Below are 17,095 nucleotides of genomic sequence, written 5' to 3' on the forward strand. Positions count from 1 at the left end.
GTTTTTATAGATATATCTATATGATTATACCTATATAATATGCCGAGCCTATCATCGAATTCTCACAGCCATGTGACACCCTGTGTAATTATTGCGACTAACAAAACGCAGAAGTCCCACATTCGCGGCTATGACACCGCACGTCATTAAAACGGTTATTTTTATGACGTTTGGTACCATAACATTTGATCTCAAGGGCTCTTAATACTAGATAAGCTCTCAATACTAGAATTTGGCGTCGCTATTGCTATCGTCATCTTGCTCGTCGTCACTGAGCTTCATACCCAAACGTTCTACACGTCTGTCCATCATTTGTCGAGCTAAGGCCTGCATATCTTCTACGCGATCTATCTCATCAACAATCTCAAGCCCTAGTAGTGTCTCAAAAACATCTTCCAACGTGACCAAGCCTTTTACTTCGCCATATTCACCGACAGTAATCGCAATATGAATACGGTTTTTTAGCATAAGCTCTAATAGATCGAATAGCTTCATTTTAGAGAATACAAAAGTAATGTCTCTTTTGAACTGGGTCAACGGTTTGTGCATAGCATGATTGACTTTGGCCAATAACATGTCAGTCTTTAAAACAAAACCCGTAATATTATCTAAGTCACCATCATAAATAGGCAGTCGAGAAAAAGTCAGTTTTGGGCGATCAACCAATAACTCAGCCACTGTTTTGTTTTCTTCAAATGCGAGCATCACTGAGCGCGGCGTCATGATGTCTTCGACCTTTATAGCACCAAACGCCAGTAGATTACGAATAATCCGTGACTCTAATGGATCGATCTGACCTGACTCTTCACCAATGCTAGCAAGTGCGGCAAACTCGCGACGGCTAAACGTTTGCGTCTCTTTACCGCGTACTAGTAGCTTAGTCAAGCGTTCTGACACCCAAATAAGTGGGTACAAAATCATGATAATACCGCGGACAAAGTATGCCACCATGCCACTCAGCTGACGCCAGTAGACCGTACCCAGTGTTTTTGGAATAATTTCAGATAAAAACAAAATGGCAAGCGTCATAATGGCAGAGAATAAGCCGAACCAAGCGCTACCAAATACGATCGTAGCCTGCGCACCAGCCCCAATAGAGCCAAGCGTATGCGCGACCGTATTTAGGGTCAAAATAGCAGCCAATGACTGATCGATATTGTCAACTTTAAGGCTCTTTAGCATCGCTGCTTTTTTGGGGCTTGTTTCTTGCACATCGGCAATAAACGATGGCGTCATGCTAAGCAGAACAGACTCTGCAAGCGAACAGACAAAAGAGACGCCAATAGCGAGCAAGACAAAAAATATCAAGAGAGAAACACTGAGCGCAGTTGGTGCAGCAGCAGCGGTTGTTGTGGCTACAGCACCAGCTGCCCATACAGACTGCGGTAGCATCAATAACGCTAACGCAGAAAAAAATGTATAACCAATTTGAGAACTATTCTTCATTCTCGGGGGAGGTTCTGCAGATGCGTCTTCACGATGAGCGCGCGGACGACATAAACGAGGTACAAACATAAAAGTGGTGAACAAGTTAGGTAACCTAAAAAGAGAAAAGGGAATATGACATGAAGAGCAAAAGATGTCGGTTAGTAGCATACTACAAGATATCTAGAGATCATTATAATCTTGATTATATATAGATCAGATACGGTGTCAGGCTCGTTCAGTCTACTCTGTAGTACTTTTACTCACCATCTACCTCACTACACTGCATGAACCAATACCACTGCTCAAAGCTGACTTAGCACTGCTCCAAAGCTATATTTCGCTTCAATAGACAGCAGACTAAATGCAGGCAATCATTGCCATTTGATAGTAGCATTGATAATAGCATTTCACAATAAGCCGCTATTTTTAAGTTTTTATTTTTTGGTCACTTTTATTGTTCATTATTGCCTCAATATTACTGAGCGAGTCACTGCTGTTTATGGCTCCCTGTGATGCTATTTATAGCTTCGTATTTTCGTATTCTATACTTGGGGTAGTAAAACGTTGTTGTGACACCTGTGTGCTGCTAGTATGCCGCTACGCTAACAAAAACACGCTCAGCCTATGATTAACAGTTACCAAGTCGGGTATTTTTTGTTACTATGCGTCTAATTTTATTGTTATCTATGACTTACTGAGAGATATTATGAGCCTATTTATTCAAGCTGCCCATGCTGCCCCAGAGACTGCAGGTGCTGCAGGTTTATTCGGTCAGATTTTACTGCCTGTTGCCTTTTTTGCAATTTTTTACTTCTTGGTTATTCGCCCGCAGTCTAAGCGTACCAAAGAGCACCGTGCAATGGTTAACGCTTTGAGTGTTGGTAATGAGATCATTTTTGCTGGTGGCTTGATGGGCCGTATCAAAGCGATCGAAGGCGATTATGCCGTCGTAAGCCTAAACAACAATACTGACGTAAAAGTACAACGTGCTTCTGTTATTTCAGTATTGCCTACTGGCACGATCGAAGGCGTATAGTCACTACTGTTTCTTACTAGTAATGATTTGATGGTCATCTCACCACTGGGTGTCATGACAAAACAATGACCGTATATCATTTACGGTCATTTTTCGCTATTAAGGCAGTAAAGTATAGTTGCCATATAGGCTGATTTTTTGTCTATATATATTGGCTCTTGAGACACATTGGTTTTATCTATTTGCTTGGTGATATTTTTGGTGACTAGATAAAGATACCGCTGTATTATTTGCTTTACTGTTTTATGCTTTACTATCACCGCGGATGATCGCAATGAAGCCTGCCAAATAGACAGTCAATCATTGCTGTCGCTAACTTCCCATCTGCTAACTTGTGGCTCACATCGCCAGTCGTTTATCAACCTAAAGAAGTGATTATGCAATATCCCGCTTGGAAATACTTAATTATTGCCGTCGTGCTACTTGTGTCCGGTCTGTATGCTGCTCCTAACCTCTACCCTGACGAGCCTGCAGTGCAGATTACCAGTGCAGCAGCTGGCACACAATTGTCTGAAGGCATTTTGACCCAGTCTCAAAGCTTACTCGAAGAGGCAGGACTAGACAATCATGATGGTACATTTGAGGGAAACAGTGCGCTGGTACGTCTCAACAACCCAGTTGACCAGCTAAAAGCGCAGGAAGTACTCCGTCAAAACTTGGGTGAGGACTATGTAGTCGCTCTCAACTTAGCACAGACGACCCCGCAATGGCTGCGTGATATCGGTGCAAAACCGATGAAGCTCGGTCTTGATTTACGCGGTGGTGTTCGTTTTGTACTAGAAGTTGATATGGACAAGGCACTTGAGCAGCGTTTGACCAGTGCCAGTCGTGATATGCGACGCGAGCTACGTGCTGAGCGAGTGGCGATCAAAGGTATAAAAACTGAAGAGCGCGGTGTTGTGTTGCATTTTGCTGACACTGATACGCGTAGTCGTGCACAGAATGTCTTGCAAGGCTCGATGAGCAATACGTTTAATCTGCAATCTTCTATTGATGATCAAGGGCCTGCATTAGTGTTGTCGTATAATGATGCAACGCTTGATGAGATCAATAGCTATGCGGTCAATCAGAACTTAACGACCCTACGTAACCGTATTGCTGAGCTGGGTGTTACTGAAGCCTTGGTACAGTCTCAAGGTGCTAGCCGTATTGTGGTCGAGCTGCCAGGTGTACAGGATACCGCTGAAGCAAAACGTGTCCTTGGCCGTACCGCAAACCTTGAGTTTCGTATGGTGGCAGACGACGCCGATACCTATACAGGCGGCATACCTCCTGCAGGCACAGAGGCATTCCCGTTTGAGACACTAGATGGTCCACCAGTATTACTCGATCGTCAAGCGATCGTCACAGGTGATAAAGTAACCAACGCTCAAACTGGCGTTGATGAAAGCGGTCTCCCTGAAGTAAGTATTACTTTGGACAGTGCTGGTGGCAAGCTCATGCAGAACGCCACTCGTACCGCTGTTGGTCAACAAATGGCTGTATTGTTTATTGAAAATAAGCAAAGAATTACTTACGAAGAAGATCCAGCTACTGGTGAAACGACTGAAGTTCGTACGCCTTATGCTGAAACTAAAGTTATCAACCGCGCTAACATTCAAGCGGTACTGGGCTCATCGTTCCGTATCACTGGTTTAGACAGCACTGCTGAAGCAGCCGAGCTTGCTTTATTACTACGTTCAGGCGCACTTGCGGCACCGATGTACTTTGTAGAAGAGCGCACCATCGGTCCATCGCTGGGTCAAGAAAACATCGACAAAGGCTTATTCTCTACGCAGGTTGGCTATCTTCTAGTCTTTGCGTTTATGATTATCTTCTATCGTCTGTTTGGGGTGATTGCCAACGTGGCACTCGCCGTGAACGTTATTATTATCATTGCTATCATGTCAATTTTGGGATCGTCTCTTACTCTACCTGGTATCGCAGGTATCGTTTTGACCATCGGTATGGCCGTTGATGCCAACGTACTGATTTTTGAGCGGATACGAGAAGAGATAGCAAATGGCGTACGACCAAAGTCCGCTATCGTGGCAGGTTTTGACCGCGCATTTAGTAGTATTTTTGATGCCAACATCACAACCTTATTGGTCGCGTTTATCCTATTTGCGATTGGTACAGGTCCGATTAAAGGCTTTGCGATTACGCTAGCTATTGGTATTGTCAGCTCACTATTCACCGCTATTTTGGTGACACGTGCACTGGTACAAATTGCTTACGGTAAGCGTAAATCCATCAAAAGTCTGAGCATCGGTTAGGAGAATACTATGGCGATCGATAATAACAACCCTTTAGAGCAGCAGAACAACCCTGATCGAAATGGCTCGACTGGTGAAGCGAATAATGCAAGTACGCGACGCCGCAAAAAACCGCGTCGTGATGGTAAAGGTAGCAACACTAAAACCAATAATCCAACTGCCACAAAATCTGGCAAAAGCAGTCGCAGCGGCGGCAAAGATAACAAAGACAGTCAGGCATTATCTACTGCGACTGATCCCAATCTAGTATCAGGTGACGCCGCTGATGATGCTGCAGCCGTAGCTGAAGGTGGTATCAAAGCGGTTGGTAATCAGCGTATTATTCCTTTTATGAAGATAGAGAAGCCAATGGCGCTATTATCTTTATTTATGGTTATCGCTAGTATCATTGCTATCGCTGTCAATGGCTTGAATTTAGGTCTTGATTTTACTGGTGGTGTCTCAGCAGACGTGCGTTATGAGCAACCTGTCGAGCAGGTAGCCGTGGTACAGGCGCTGGCAGACAGTGGGTTTGATGATGCTGTCGTACAGTATCTAGGCACTCGCGAGGAGCTACTGGTACGCCTGCCGCCACAGTCAGATAACGTCGACGGTCTAAGCGCAGGTCTTACTCAGGCATTGGCATTACCTGGTAATACTGCTGATATTAGCAACGTCAATATCATTGGTAGTCAAGTGGGTAACGAGGTTTACTTAAACTCAGTTATGGCGCTAGCACTAGCACTGGCCTGTATGCTGGGCTATGTTGCGCTACGCTTTCAGTTCAAGCTGTCTTTGGGCGCTGTACTGTCTCTTTTTCATGATGCCGTCGTAACTATTGGTGTGTTTGCATTGTTTGGCTTTCCGTTCGATTTGACAGTATTGGCTGCTATCTTGGCTTTGATTGGTTATTCATTGAACGATACGATTGTTGTCTATGACCGTATTCGCGAAAACTTCCGCCGTGTTCGAGGTATATCGCCCAGTCAAACTGTCGATTTATCTTTGACTGAAACCTTACGCCGCACGATTATGACCATCTCAACTGTTCTATTGGTCGTACTAGCCATGCTCTTCTTGGGCGGCGATGGACTATACTGGTTCTCAGTGGCGCTATTTATCGGCTTGCTTGCCGGTACATACTCGTCGACTTATATCGCAAGCTCGATTCCATTACGTATGGGTCTATCGCGCGATGACTTTATTGTGAAAGTAAAACCAGAGTTCGAAGAAGAGATTGTTACTTTTAATGATCCAAAAATGTTTGAACAGGACAATGTCTAATAAGCCATATTAGCTGTCTAGCAAATTGGTTGAGCTAAGACGCGAACATAGCGTATTATTGGTCTTTATATTATCGCTACTCAAATAGTCATAATAACAGTCACTATCTTTAAAAGCGTCTAAATAAGAGCACCTGACTCATGAATGATGAGTCTAGGTGCTTTTGTCTTTATAGCTATTTTGTCTCACTTCTCATAGGTATAGCACTGCTGTTTTGCTACAGATTAAATAACATATTACTCTCTTTATCACCTCAGTATAAACGAGCTACCAATGTCAGCCAACGCTTCAACATCTAATGCCATGCCGCCTATTGATACCAGCTATAAGCGTATCATCGCGATTGCCCTGCCTGTACTATTGGCCAATCTGGCTATGCCACTGCAAAGTGTTATCGATACAGCAATCGTAGGCAATATGAATGACACTGCCAAACTCGCTGGTATGGGTCTGGCAATACAGCTGTTGTCCTTATTGCTGGTCAGTTTTAACTTTTTGCAGTACGCCTCATCGGGACTTTCCGCACAGGCATTGGGACAGTTGGCTAATAGTACTGACCGTATTACAGCAACCTCTGCCACCCCTCTGCTGTCTATCTTACAACGTGCGCTGTTGTTAACCTTTATAATTGGCGCAATATTGCTACTCGCAAAGCCATGGCTGATTGATTATGGTTTACAAGCACTGTCAGCCAATCCGGAGAGCGGTCGTGCGGCAAAAACCTATCTAGATGTACGCTTTTGGGGCGTGATAGCGGAACTCATGAACTTTGCATTTATTGGATGGTTTGCAGGACAAGGTAAGACACGATATATGCTCTACCAACAGGGTTTTATCGCCATAATCAATATCGTGCTGACCTTATTTTTTGTGTTTGTAATGCAGATGGGTTTGGCTGGTGTTGCTCTAGGTACGACTATAGCATTTTGGCTGGGAGTGTTACTGGCGTTGTGGTTAAGCCGTCATCACTTAACGATATCTTGGAGCGTTCTATTTAGGGCTGACAGCCAACATTTCACCAAAGAAAAGATGCTTAGGCTATTTTCTTTAAATAAAGATATTTTTGTACGTACGCTTATCTTAACGCTAAGCTTTGCGTGGATTACTCGCCTATCGGCTCAAAGTGGCGACGTCATACTGGCAGCCAATGCTATTTTGTTGCAAGTATTAAGTATCTCAGCCTTTGCGCTTGACGGTGTTGCTGTCTCTGCTGAAACCTTGAGTGGACAGGCCGCTGGTCGACGTGACTGGTCACGTTTTCGTCTGATCGTCAAACGCACAGGTGTGGTTAGCTATGCTCTCGCTATCATGTTGAGTGCCATTTGGTGGCTTGCAATGCCCACATACTTAGACTTTATGACCAATATTGAGCCAGTATTTACCCTCGCTTATGAGTACCATTGGTATGCTGTGCTATTACCTCTTGTCGGCGTGGGTGCCTACTGGTTGGATGGTATATTTTTTGGTTTGACCGCGGGTAATGTCATTCGAAATGCGGCACTGATACTGGCTGTTGTTTTCTTTCCATTGAGTTGGTTACTTTATCAGCAATGGGATATGACTGGTATTTGGCTCAGCGTATGGTGTTTGTTGCTGTTGAGATTGATCATTTTAAGTGGGTTTTTATACCGTGCGCATCAGTCAGGTAGTTATGAGGTGCTACAGCCTGAATCATAATGATTATCGACTAAATGCCTGCTTGGTTAGCCACCTTATGCAATGAGTGGTTTATCCTTAGAACGTATCAGTCTATCAGTCTATCAGTCTATCAGTCTATAAAAAATTAGTAAGACAAATTTAGGATGTCATGTGAGTACTCATTCAAATGAATTAAGCCGGCAACACAACAGTCACTACGACTGGGCTGAGGGGTTCAAAAAGAGCTTACCCGTTGCTATGGGGTATCTGCCTGCAGGTATTGCCTTTGGTGTGCTGGCACAAGTTGCCGGTATTCCCATATGGGCAACCATCATGCTCAGCATTGTGTTGTATGCTGGTGCCGCACAATACGCTTGTCTACCCATGCTAAGCGCAGGCTTACCAATCGGTAATATCGCAACCAATATCGCAGCGATAAATTTACGTCACGTATTTTACGGTATGCCGTTATTACAGTATTTACCTCAACACAAACTCGCCAAAACGTATTGTTTGTTCGCCCTAACTGATGAGACATTTTCGGTGATGACCAGTCTACCCCATGAGTCACGACGAGCATTGATACTGCCTATTAGTTTATTCAATCAAAGCTGGTGGGTGCTCGCGAGTGCTATTGGCGTGGTCATTGGTAGTACGCTCAGTGATTTAGTACCGCATTTAGATTTTGCGTTGGTTTGTCTGTTTGCAATTTTAGCCTACGAGCAGTTTCAAAGTATCAAGCGTTACTTTCCAATTGGTATTGCAGTGATTGGCCTAATTATCGCCTCGCTATTTACGAGCGATTGGTTGCTATTAGTAGCCATTACTATCTGTATGATCATGATTTTGATACGTGGATTTTGGATACAACGTCAAGAAATAGGAGCGCCTCATGACCAGTAGTTATCTTATTTTTGCAACACTTGCCATGGCTGCTGTTACCTTTATCACTCGTGCATTGCCAGCGCTAATACCTAGAAAAATTTTAGACACGCCTTGGCTACATCGATTGAATGAGAGCTTGCCGCTGTCTGTCATGGTCTTACTTATCTTGACCAGTCTGTCTTATCAGAATTTACCAGCAGATATCACATTCAATAACTCTGAGCTCCATTTATTGATGGCTCAAGTTGGTGCGCTTATTTTGGTACTATTTGTTTACCATATTAGCCGTCAACTTTTAGTAAGTATGGTCGTTGGTATTGCTGCAATCAATGGTTTGTTTTGGATACTTAGTCGATTTTTTGGCTGACTGTATGATGTCCACTCGTACTAGTGTCATTATTTCTGATTGTGCTTTACATACAAAAGAGCTGGATTCTACTTAGAATCCAGCTCTTTTTACAACATCATTCTTCAGCGGTATATGACTTAGAGCTCTTCAACACCCATCATATCTACTGGGGTATCGGCCACTATTTGCACACCTTTTTTTCCCGTTTTAGCAGTGTCATTACGCTGTTCTTGCAGGTGATCAAGATACGCTTCATTGATCTGACCTGTGATATAACAGCCATTGAATACCGCACAATCAAAACCTTCAACGCGGCTATGCTTGGTGTCTTTTACCGCATCGATCAAATCATCCAAATCTTGGAAAATTAAACGATCAGCACCGATGATATCACGTACCTCTTCGACACTATTACCTGAAGCTATCAGCTCACTACGCACTGGCATATCGATACCGTAGACATTTGGGAATTTTACCGGTGGCGCAGCACTCGCAAAAAACACCTTGTTAGCACCGGCATCTCGTGCCATCTGGATGATTTCATGACAGGTCGTACCACGAACGATAGAGTCATCAACCAATAGTACGTTTTTACCTTTGAACTCTAATGGGACAGCGCTAAGCTTTTGACGCACTGATTTTTTGCGCTGCTGCTGACCTGGCATGATAAACGTACGACCGATATAGCGGTTTTTCATAAACCCTTCACGATATTTGACGTTCATTTTGAGCGCCAGCTCCATGGCTGACGTACGTGACGTATCTGGAATCGGGATAACCACATCAATGTCATGTCCGTCGCCCCATTCAGCAAGGATCTTATCTGCCAGTTTTTCACCCATGCGTAAGCGTGACTTGTAAACTGAGATATTGTCCATAATCGAATCTGGGCGAGCAAAGTACACATACTCAAAGATACAAGGCGTGTATTCTTTTTGCTCTACGCACTGATGCGTATGCAATTTATGGTTCAAGTCGATAAAAATCGCTTCGCCTGGTTTTACATCACGAACGATAGTGAATCCTGACCCTGTTAGCGCTACTGACTCTGAGGCGACCATATACTCGGTACCGCCGTTCTGTGCCATGCGTTTACCAAAGATAAGCGGACGGATACCGTTTGGATCACGGAATGCCAGCAGACCATGACCAGTAATCAAAGCCACAACGCCATAAGCACCCTCACAACGCTTATAAACCGCTTTTACTGCTTCAAAGATATCATCAGCCGTTGGATGAGTCTTGCCAAGATTTTGCATCTCGTGCGCCAGTACATTTAGCAGTACTTCAGAGTCTGAGTCAGTATTTAGATGACGACGATCTTCGATATATAGCGATTTGGCCAAACTCTCAGCATTGGTCAAGTTGCCATTATGTGCAAGCGTAATACCATAGGGTGAGTTGACATAAAATGGTTGGGCTTCAGCGCTGCTAGAGGTGCCAGCCGTCGGGTAACGAACGTGACCAATACCAAATTTACCAACCAGTTTCATCATATGACGATTCATAAATACGTCACGTACCATGCCATTTTCTTTACGTAGATAGAGTCGCCCATCTTGCAAAGTGACAATACCTGCTGCATCTTGCCCGCGATGCTGTAGCATCGTCAAGCCGTCATAAAGTATCTGATTGACTGGCTCATGAGCTGCAACTCCAATGACTCCACACATAATAGCTATATCCTATTTTGACCCACACATTAGTACGACAATAACGGCAAATGCAACGACAGCATGTTGCTAAAATCACTCACTGTCGTTCGCCGCTAACCTGATGATTTTGTAAGACACTTAACGATAGTTTCTGATAACTTGTTTTTGATGATCCGCGACACGCACAAACATTTAGAAGTATAAAAAGAATGAAAACTTTAGAAAATTACGATTGATTGACTTGATCCCAAGCCATGCCTAACACATCTGAAACCAAGGCTTTGCCCATGGGTGCATAGGGCATGAGTTCAGGGGCAAGTACTGAGGTCTGCCATTGCGGCATCTGCACCAATAGAGGTGCACTGACACTCAAAATGACCAATACCATCAAGACATTTTTGGCAGCACCAAGTACCCCGCCAGCCATTTTATCGACCACACCTAAGCGTAGGGTTTTGAGTACGCCTGAAAACACAAAAGCCACCAAGTGCATGATAGCCAATATCGCAATCACTACCAACAAAAAAGCCAACGCCATTTGTAACACAGGGCTTTGTACAATACCAGACAGCTGAGGCGATACTACGCCTGCTAGGCGAGTTGCGGCAATAAGCGCAATGAACCAACCTACCAAGCCTACTGCTGTTTTGATCAGTCCGACTTGGAACCCACGCCATAAGCCAATCAATACCACGATAGCAATTACAATATCTAGACCGCTCATATTTTGCGCCTCACTACCTGCTTCATGTGATTAGCTTTCCATGGCATCATAATACCCACCGATTGCTTGAATACACGACTGTACCAGTCCAGGGCCTCTATAGATCAGTCCGGTATAGAGCTGCACCATGTCTGCACCCGCTTCGATTTTTTTGACGGCTTTGGCGCCACTATCGATACCGCCGACACCGATCAAAGCCACTTTACCATCCAGCTGATCGGAGAACTGCTGCAAAATCTGAGTACTAATATGGCTGACTGGTCGACCTGAAAGACCGCCCATTTGATCGCCATCACGCAAGTCTTCGACGCCTACGCGGCTCAATGTCGTATTGGTCGCGATCAAACCATCGATTTCAAAATCTAACAATTGCTGTGAGATATAGTCGACTTGCAGAGGCTCTAGATCAGGGGCAACCTTCAATACTAATGGCACATAAAAACCATATTCAGTGGCTAACTGACTGTGACGGTTCTTAATCGTATCCATCAGCTGGGTCAACGCTTCTCCACTTTGCAAATCACGTAAGTTCTTGGTATTTGGCGATGAGATATTGACCGTGATATATGACGCATGAGGATAAACACGCTCTAGACAATAGACATAATCATCTGCTGCTTGCTCTACTGGCGTATCAGCATTCTTGCCAATATTGATACCGATATTACCCTTGTACTTGCAGCGTTTGACGTTATCAATCAGATAGTCGACGCCTTCATTATTAAAACCCATACGGTTGATAATAGCGTCTGCTTGTTTGATTCGAAACAGTCTGGGTTTATCATTACCCACTTGTGGTCTTGGTGTGACGGTACCTACTTCTATAAAGCCAAATCCAAGCTCAGCTAAGGCATCAATATAGTCACCATTTTTGTCCAGACCTGCGGCAAGGCCAACTGGATTAGAGAATTGCAATCCCATACAGTCTGTGGGCTGCATCGACTGACCATATGCCAGACCTAAGACGCGCGCCTTATGTGCCTTGTCCAATAAAGACAAAGTCATCTCATGGGCGTGCTCAGGATCCATATTAAACAAAAAAGGACGAAGTAAGGCATAAGACATAATGACGACAGACCCTGCTCAAAAGCAATAGTGAATAAAGAATATGAATAAAATCAAGCGCAGCGATTATATCAGCTTAACAGAAACAAGGGCAAAGTTTCATACGGTAAATTTCCACCCCAAAGTAACTCTTAGTACTCCTAAGCATTCAGTAAATGACGATAATAAGTCACTGCCTGTTCAGTGGATCAACATCAAAAAACACTCAAACCATACATTTTGCGGCATATTAAAGCACTAAGGTACTGGGCGACCATCAGTCAGAGCAATCCAACCACGAACGATACGATATAGATGCCAGATAAAGGTAAAGGTCATAATCAATAGGCCAAATCCAGCCAATAATATGGAACCAATAGCGATATTACCACTATCAGCCAACACACTGACACCAAAGCCACCCAGTGCAAAGGTGATGATGATAACACCAATGACAAACCAGACAATACTGTACCAGAAGGTTTTGATTTGCCAATCAAAATGCGTGGCTAGCCATGACCCATTCGCATCATGGCGCTTGGCATAGTTCATCACAATCGGCACAATCCATAATAAACCAGCAGTAAAGTAACTGATCACATATAAGAAATAAGTAATGTGGTTGTAAGTCACCAAAGAACGGTGCTTGTCTTTGCTCATACTGTCACTCATCGTAGGCAATCTTCCTTACTGAGTTGGCTATCTAGATATTCTTTTGCGATACCTATTTTTTTTGGTTAGCAGTGGCTAATAAATAGTTAATGGTGCCAGTAAAAGGCATTTCAATGACATTCAATCTAAAATGGCACCTAATCTAAGATGTTGGACCCAGCAAGCCGTCTTAAGCACTGGCTATCGCTCATCTAGACTGATGTATTATGTTTGGCACATCATATTATGAAGTGACAGTGGCTTGCACTTCAATAGATTTGTCCGCTAGGTTCTGCTGCATCGATAATTGCATGAACTGCCAACCTTGCTGCTTAAGCTTACCAAGTGCAGTACTAACAACAGCTTGACTAGGATGAACAAACCTCAACTGCACCGAGTCACCAGCAGCAACGACTTGAGCGTCCGTAATACCTGAATTATTGAGTAGCGCACTGATGCGATTGGCAGGCGGCATGTCAGCCACGCCGTTAGTAGTATTATTAATATTCAATGCATTATTATCAATATTACCTGCTTGCGCACGCAACCAAAAATAATCAGATACTTGCTCTTGATAGTTACTTTTGCTGGCTTTTGCGGCTTGATGAATACTATAACCGCCATAGCCACCGATAAATAACAGCAGAAACACGGACAATACAGCTAATGCCAGCTGGTCACGTGGTGGTAGAGCTTGCCAGCGCGTTGCCAGCATGTTTTGATAAGTGCCAATCTGAGCTGAGAGTGCATGCGTTGTAGTATTGGGTGTAGAGGCAGCTGCACTACGTTTGGTACGGCGCTGTAATCGTTTCATATTTTAACCTTTATTACCGATACCTAGATGAGTTATGACGCTGCCACATTGTCTGTTGCACCACTCCCTTCCACTACATTTACAGTAATCTGACCACTGAACTGGCCTTGCTCATTACTATTCACTTGTGCAAGCTTAGCACTCAATCCCTGTGCAACCAGTGTGCTCGTAAACTGATCTAGACTGCCGCGATCAGGTGCAATGAGCGTAAAACTGAGTGCTGATGGTTGCATGACTAATGATTGCGCACGTAGCGAGGACTGTTTGATCAAAGGTGATATCTTTGATAGTGCGGCTATATGCGACTCAGGTGCTTGGCTATCGCTCATCAGCTTGGGTTGCAGTTGTACTTGGAGTTTGGTACGTGTACTGAGTGGCTCATCAGCGAACCAAGATTGATACTGCGTCGCGATTTCGGTCTTGGTTGCAGCAGTGGCCTCGTTGTACTTGTACCACTGTACGCCATCGGTTGCCATCTGTAGCACCAAGGCCGCGAGCGCAACCATCATTGCCACTCGCAGATAAGGTGATAGCTGCGAGTCAGTTGATTTAATAAAAAAGTTAAGAGCATGACGTTCAGGACCGTCAATGGGTTTAGGTATACTCGGTAGCGTCGTCAATAGCAGTTGAGCATCAGCGATAAGCGCTGTTGTTTGTGCGATGGCGCTGGTTGTCGCTGACATCGTCTGGGTATCTTGTGTACCCGTAACAGCAGTCTCGTTAGACTCTATAGCCGCGTTTAGACTATCATCTATCGACTGGTTGTCTACGAGACTCGAAGCCTCAATAGACGATAGCATCATCACTTCACTTAAGTGCGGCAAACGCTCCAATATCAGCGGTAAATAGCTGACAGCCATACCTTGGCGCACTGACTGACGCAATAGCATCGTCTGCCCATCTTGGTACAGTGTCACTTGCTGACCTGCTCCCTCCTCTGGTGGCAGCAACAATAAAAAATCAGGAAGTAAGGCAACAATATTCATGCCAATAAGCTGAGCACTTTGCTGCCAGGACTCAATATCGCTTTGCGCCAGTGCGTACAGCTGCGTAGTATCAGCATGACCTAACTGGCGAATAGCCAATTGCTCAACAGGTGTGAGCGAGGTCTCTTCAAACAGATACTGCTTACCGCTGTTGCCTAGCTGCTTGAGCTGAGTAGCACTAAGCTCGGTATCTACCTGCAGTGCATAGCTCGAGGGAAAATATAGGCAAAGTGACTTTTGGCTATTGGATTTATAATGGCTATAGACAGTTTGCAGCTGCTGCCAGCTGTCAACCAATTGCCACTGCTGTACCTCTTCATGCCAGACAGCTAACGGACTATGCTGCGCTCGTAACCAAACGTGTAACACTAAACGTGTCCTCAATTATTGATGCAATTGTAACCATACGTTCATGAGGCAGAACCCCAAAGGCATCTGCTAAATGTTCAAATGTCCAAATGTCCAAATTTTTTAGTATGGCTGATCAGGCACAAACCGATCCACTTCTGTTGCCATACCTGTCATCACAAACTCCATCTCAAACACTCTAGCTTCTGCCAAAGAGAATGATTCAGGAGACTCACCGGTAAGCAGCCCCGCTATATAAGCAACAATCGACATATGGCAAACCACTACCAGACACTCCGCTTCAATATTAGCGATATCTATTAGCGCCTGACGAGCATTATCAGAAGGCGTAATGTTGGATTGGATAGATGATGGTGTTTTTGGCGCTCGCAACTGAAATGCAGACAGTGTCTGTTGCGCCCGCTCATAAGGGCTAACTATGAAATAATCTGGGCTATAATGAGTGGTCACGTACTCCGCCGTTTGCACTGCTTGCTGCTGACCAAAATCCGTCAACTGGCGCGCACTATCTGGACGCGTCTCATCTTCTGCTTGACCATGACGTACTAATATAATTTTCATAACCTTCCTTGGTGCATGTGGCGGCAGTGTATTTTGCCTAATAGTACTTTGCCTAAATGATAGGCCTTACTTACTATCAGCATCATTGGCATTGTCTGTAGCACTGTTTTTCATATGAGCGGTCAGCGCGGCATTGCTATGGTCATGAGCCATCACAAACTCAACATCACTACGGAATCCTGCTTCCATCAAATGTAGTGCCACGCCTAGTGCTGCCTTATCTTCATAAATCACGGCATAGAGTGCATGGGTAATGGGCATATAAATGCCCGCTTTAGTGGCTTTTTCGTGAACCTGCTGAATCGTATTAACCCCTTCAGCAGTTTGACCGAGCTTTTTGACAGCGGCGTCGATACTCATGCCACGACCGAGCATATTGCCGATACGGTAGTTGCGGCTCAATTCTGAGCTGCAAGTAGCGTATAAATCCCCCACTCCCGACAGACCTAAGAAGGTGAGTGGATTTGCCCCTTCTTCGACACCGAAACGACTCATTTCTGCCAGCGCACGGGTCAGTATCATTGCCTTGGTATTCTCACCTACTTCATAGGCAGCTGCCATACCCATAGCAATGGCGTAGATATTTTTGAGTGCGCCTCCAAGCTCAACGCCGCGTATATCATCGCTAGCAAACACTCTAAAAAACGCACTATGCAGCGCAGCTTGTACGGCATGGCGTAATGGTTCCGACTCACTTGCTATGACTGTAGCAGATGGCATGTTTTTCATAATTTCGATAGCCAGATTTGGCCCTGACATAACACCAAAGTTTACCTCAGGCAGCACTTCTTTGATGATGTCGCTCATCATGGCAAAAGTGTCTTTCTCCATGCCTTTTGTCAATGAGACAATAGACTGTCCACTGATAAATGGCGCGATACTCTTGAGGGTCTCGCGAAAAGCCAAGCCCGGTACAGCAATAAAGATGATATCTTTGTCTTTAACGCTTGTCGCCAAATCATGACTGTATTTTAGACGATCATCAAGCTTGTAGCCCGGTAAATATTTTTTGTTGGTCTGGGTTTTTGCCATCGCTTTGACAGTACGTTTATTACGTACCCATAGCGTGGTATCACAGCCATTACGTGCGGCCAAATTTGCCATTGCCGTACCAAAGCTACCACCACCCAAAAATGCCAAACGCAGCTTGGTAGGATTACTATGAATATCTGCCATATCCTTTGCAACTGCAGACGCCACTGGACTCGGTATTGATTTCTTACGACCGATGCCTGACTTACTTGCACGCTCTAAGATACCTGCCAGCATACCGTTTTGTTTGTCAGACGTATTGTTGCTCGTCTCATCATTAGCGCTGCTATTGTCTTTGTTGCTATTGTTAGGGCTTGTCATGTTCTTTTATCCGTGTTGACTGACTTATTATCAATAGAATCTATCTTACCCCTGATATCTTAGATACACAGGTTGACTGTCTAT

At 44.4% G+C, this 17,095-nt stretch carries 15 protein-coding genes; 6 read left to right on the forward strand and 9 right to left on the reverse strand.

Going from position 1 to position 17,095, the window contains the following annotated elements; genetic code table 11:
• Nucleotides 1-225: 225 nt before the first annotated feature.
• Nucleotides 226-1,446 (reverse strand): CNNM domain-containing protein, encoded by a 1,221-nt coding sequence (locus ACTXGL_RS00765; RefSeq protein WP_443524181.1) that lies wholly within the window; start codon nt 1,444-1,446, stop codon nt 226-228.
• 688 nt (nt 1,447-2,134) lie between these two features.
• On the opposite strand from ACTXGL_RS00765, the gene yajC reads away from it, so the two are divergent.
• The 6 genes from yajC (at nt 2,135) to ACTXGL_RS00795 (ending at nt 8,872) form a co-directional block, all read left to right on the forward strand.
• The gene (gene yajC / locus ACTXGL_RS00770) at nt 2,135-2,464 is read left to right on the forward strand and encodes a preprotein translocase subunit YajC (protein ID WP_319050287.1); all 330 of its coding nucleotides are present in this window, start codon (nt 2,135-2,137) and stop codon (nt 2,462-2,464) included.
• A 377-nt stretch (nt 2,465-2,841) separates the two neighbouring features.
• Complete coding sequence (gene secD, locus ACTXGL_RS00775; protein WP_443524183.1) at nt 2,842-4,719, forward strand: protein translocase subunit SecD; 1,878 nt, start codon at nt 2,842-2,844, stop codon at nt 4,717-4,719.
• 9 nt (nt 4,720-4,728) lie between these two features.
• On the forward strand, nt 4,729-5,982 hold the full coding sequence (secF, locus tag ACTXGL_RS00780) for a protein translocase subunit SecF (protein WP_443524184.1): 1,254 nt from the start codon (nt 4,729-4,731) through the stop codon (nt 5,980-5,982).
• A 273-nt stretch (nt 5,983-6,255) separates the two neighbouring features.
• Complete coding sequence (locus tag ACTXGL_RS00785) at nt 6,256-7,659, forward strand: MATE family efflux transporter (RefSeq protein ID WP_443524186.1); 1,404 nt, start codon at nt 6,256-6,258, stop codon at nt 7,657-7,659.
• A 132-nt stretch (nt 7,660-7,791) separates the two neighbouring features.
• Nucleotides 7,792-8,523, forward strand: a complete 732-nt coding sequence (locus tag ACTXGL_RS00790; RefSeq protein ID WP_443524187.1) for an AzlC family ABC transporter permease — start codon at nt 7,792-7,794, stop codon at nt 8,521-8,523.
• Nucleotides 8,513-8,872 carry an AzlD domain-containing protein gene (locus ACTXGL_RS00795; RefSeq protein WP_443524188.1) on the forward strand — a complete coding sequence of 120 codons (360 nt, stop codon included), beginning with the start codon at nt 8,513-8,515 and terminating at the stop codon, nt 8,870-8,872. The genes ACTXGL_RS00790 and ACTXGL_RS00795 overlap by 11 nt, the downstream gene beginning before the upstream one ends.
• Nucleotides 8,873-8,991: 119 nt before the next feature.
• Here the strand turns inward: ACTXGL_RS00795 and purF are convergent, their stop codons facing one another.
• From purF to ACTXGL_RS00835, 8 genes are all read right to left on the reverse strand, one after another.
• Complete coding sequence (purF, locus tag ACTXGL_RS00800; protein WP_319050281.1) at nt 8,992-10,527, reverse strand: amidophosphoribosyltransferase; 1,536 nt, start codon at nt 10,525-10,527, stop codon at nt 8,992-8,994.
• Between the two features lie 208 nt (nt 10,528-10,735).
• Nucleotides 10,736-11,233 (reverse strand): CvpA family protein, encoded by a 498-nt coding sequence (locus ACTXGL_RS00805; RefSeq protein WP_319050280.1) that lies wholly within the window; start codon nt 11,231-11,233, stop codon nt 10,736-10,738.
• A 30-nt stretch (nt 11,234-11,263) separates the two neighbouring features.
• Nucleotides 11,264-12,298: a quinone-dependent dihydroorotate dehydrogenase gene (locus tag ACTXGL_RS00810; RefSeq protein ID WP_443524190.1), complete on the reverse strand. Its 1,035-nt coding sequence runs from the start codon at nt 12,296-12,298 to the stop codon at nt 11,264-11,266.
• Nucleotides 12,299-12,535: 237 nt separating this feature from the next.
• The gene (locus ACTXGL_RS00815; RefSeq protein WP_443524192.1) at nt 12,536-12,949 is read right to left on the reverse strand and encodes a DUF4870 family protein; all 414 of its coding nucleotides are present in this window, start codon (nt 12,947-12,949) and stop codon (nt 12,536-12,538) included.
• A 223-nt stretch (nt 12,950-13,172) separates the two neighbouring features.
• A complete protein-coding gene (gene gspM / locus ACTXGL_RS00820) occupies nt 13,173-13,742 on the reverse strand; it encodes a type II secretion system protein GspM (protein WP_443524194.1) in 570 nt (189 codons plus the stop codon).
• Between the two features lie 32 nt (nt 13,743-13,774).
• On the reverse strand, nt 13,775-15,097 hold the full coding sequence (gene gspL / locus ACTXGL_RS00825) for a type II secretion system protein GspL (protein WP_443524195.1): 1,323 nt from the start codon (nt 15,095-15,097) through the stop codon (nt 13,775-13,777).
• Between the two features lie 102 nt (nt 15,098-15,199).
• On the reverse strand, nt 15,200-15,658 hold the full coding sequence (locus ACTXGL_RS00830) for a SixA phosphatase family protein (protein ID WP_443524197.1): 459 nt from the start codon (nt 15,656-15,658) through the stop codon (nt 15,200-15,202).
• A gap of 66 nt (nt 15,659-15,724) precedes the next feature.
• The gene (locus ACTXGL_RS00835; protein ID WP_443524199.1) at nt 15,725-17,011 is read right to left on the reverse strand and encodes an NAD(P)H-dependent glycerol-3-phosphate dehydrogenase; all 1,287 of its coding nucleotides are present in this window, start codon (nt 17,009-17,011) and stop codon (nt 15,725-15,727) included.
• Nucleotides 17,012-17,095: the final 84 nt, after the last annotated feature.

Source organism: Psychrobacter sp. T6-6 (genome assembly GCF_052258185.1).
Taxonomy (GTDB): domain Bacteria; phylum Pseudomonadota; class Gammaproteobacteria; order Pseudomonadales; family Moraxellaceae; genus Psychrobacter.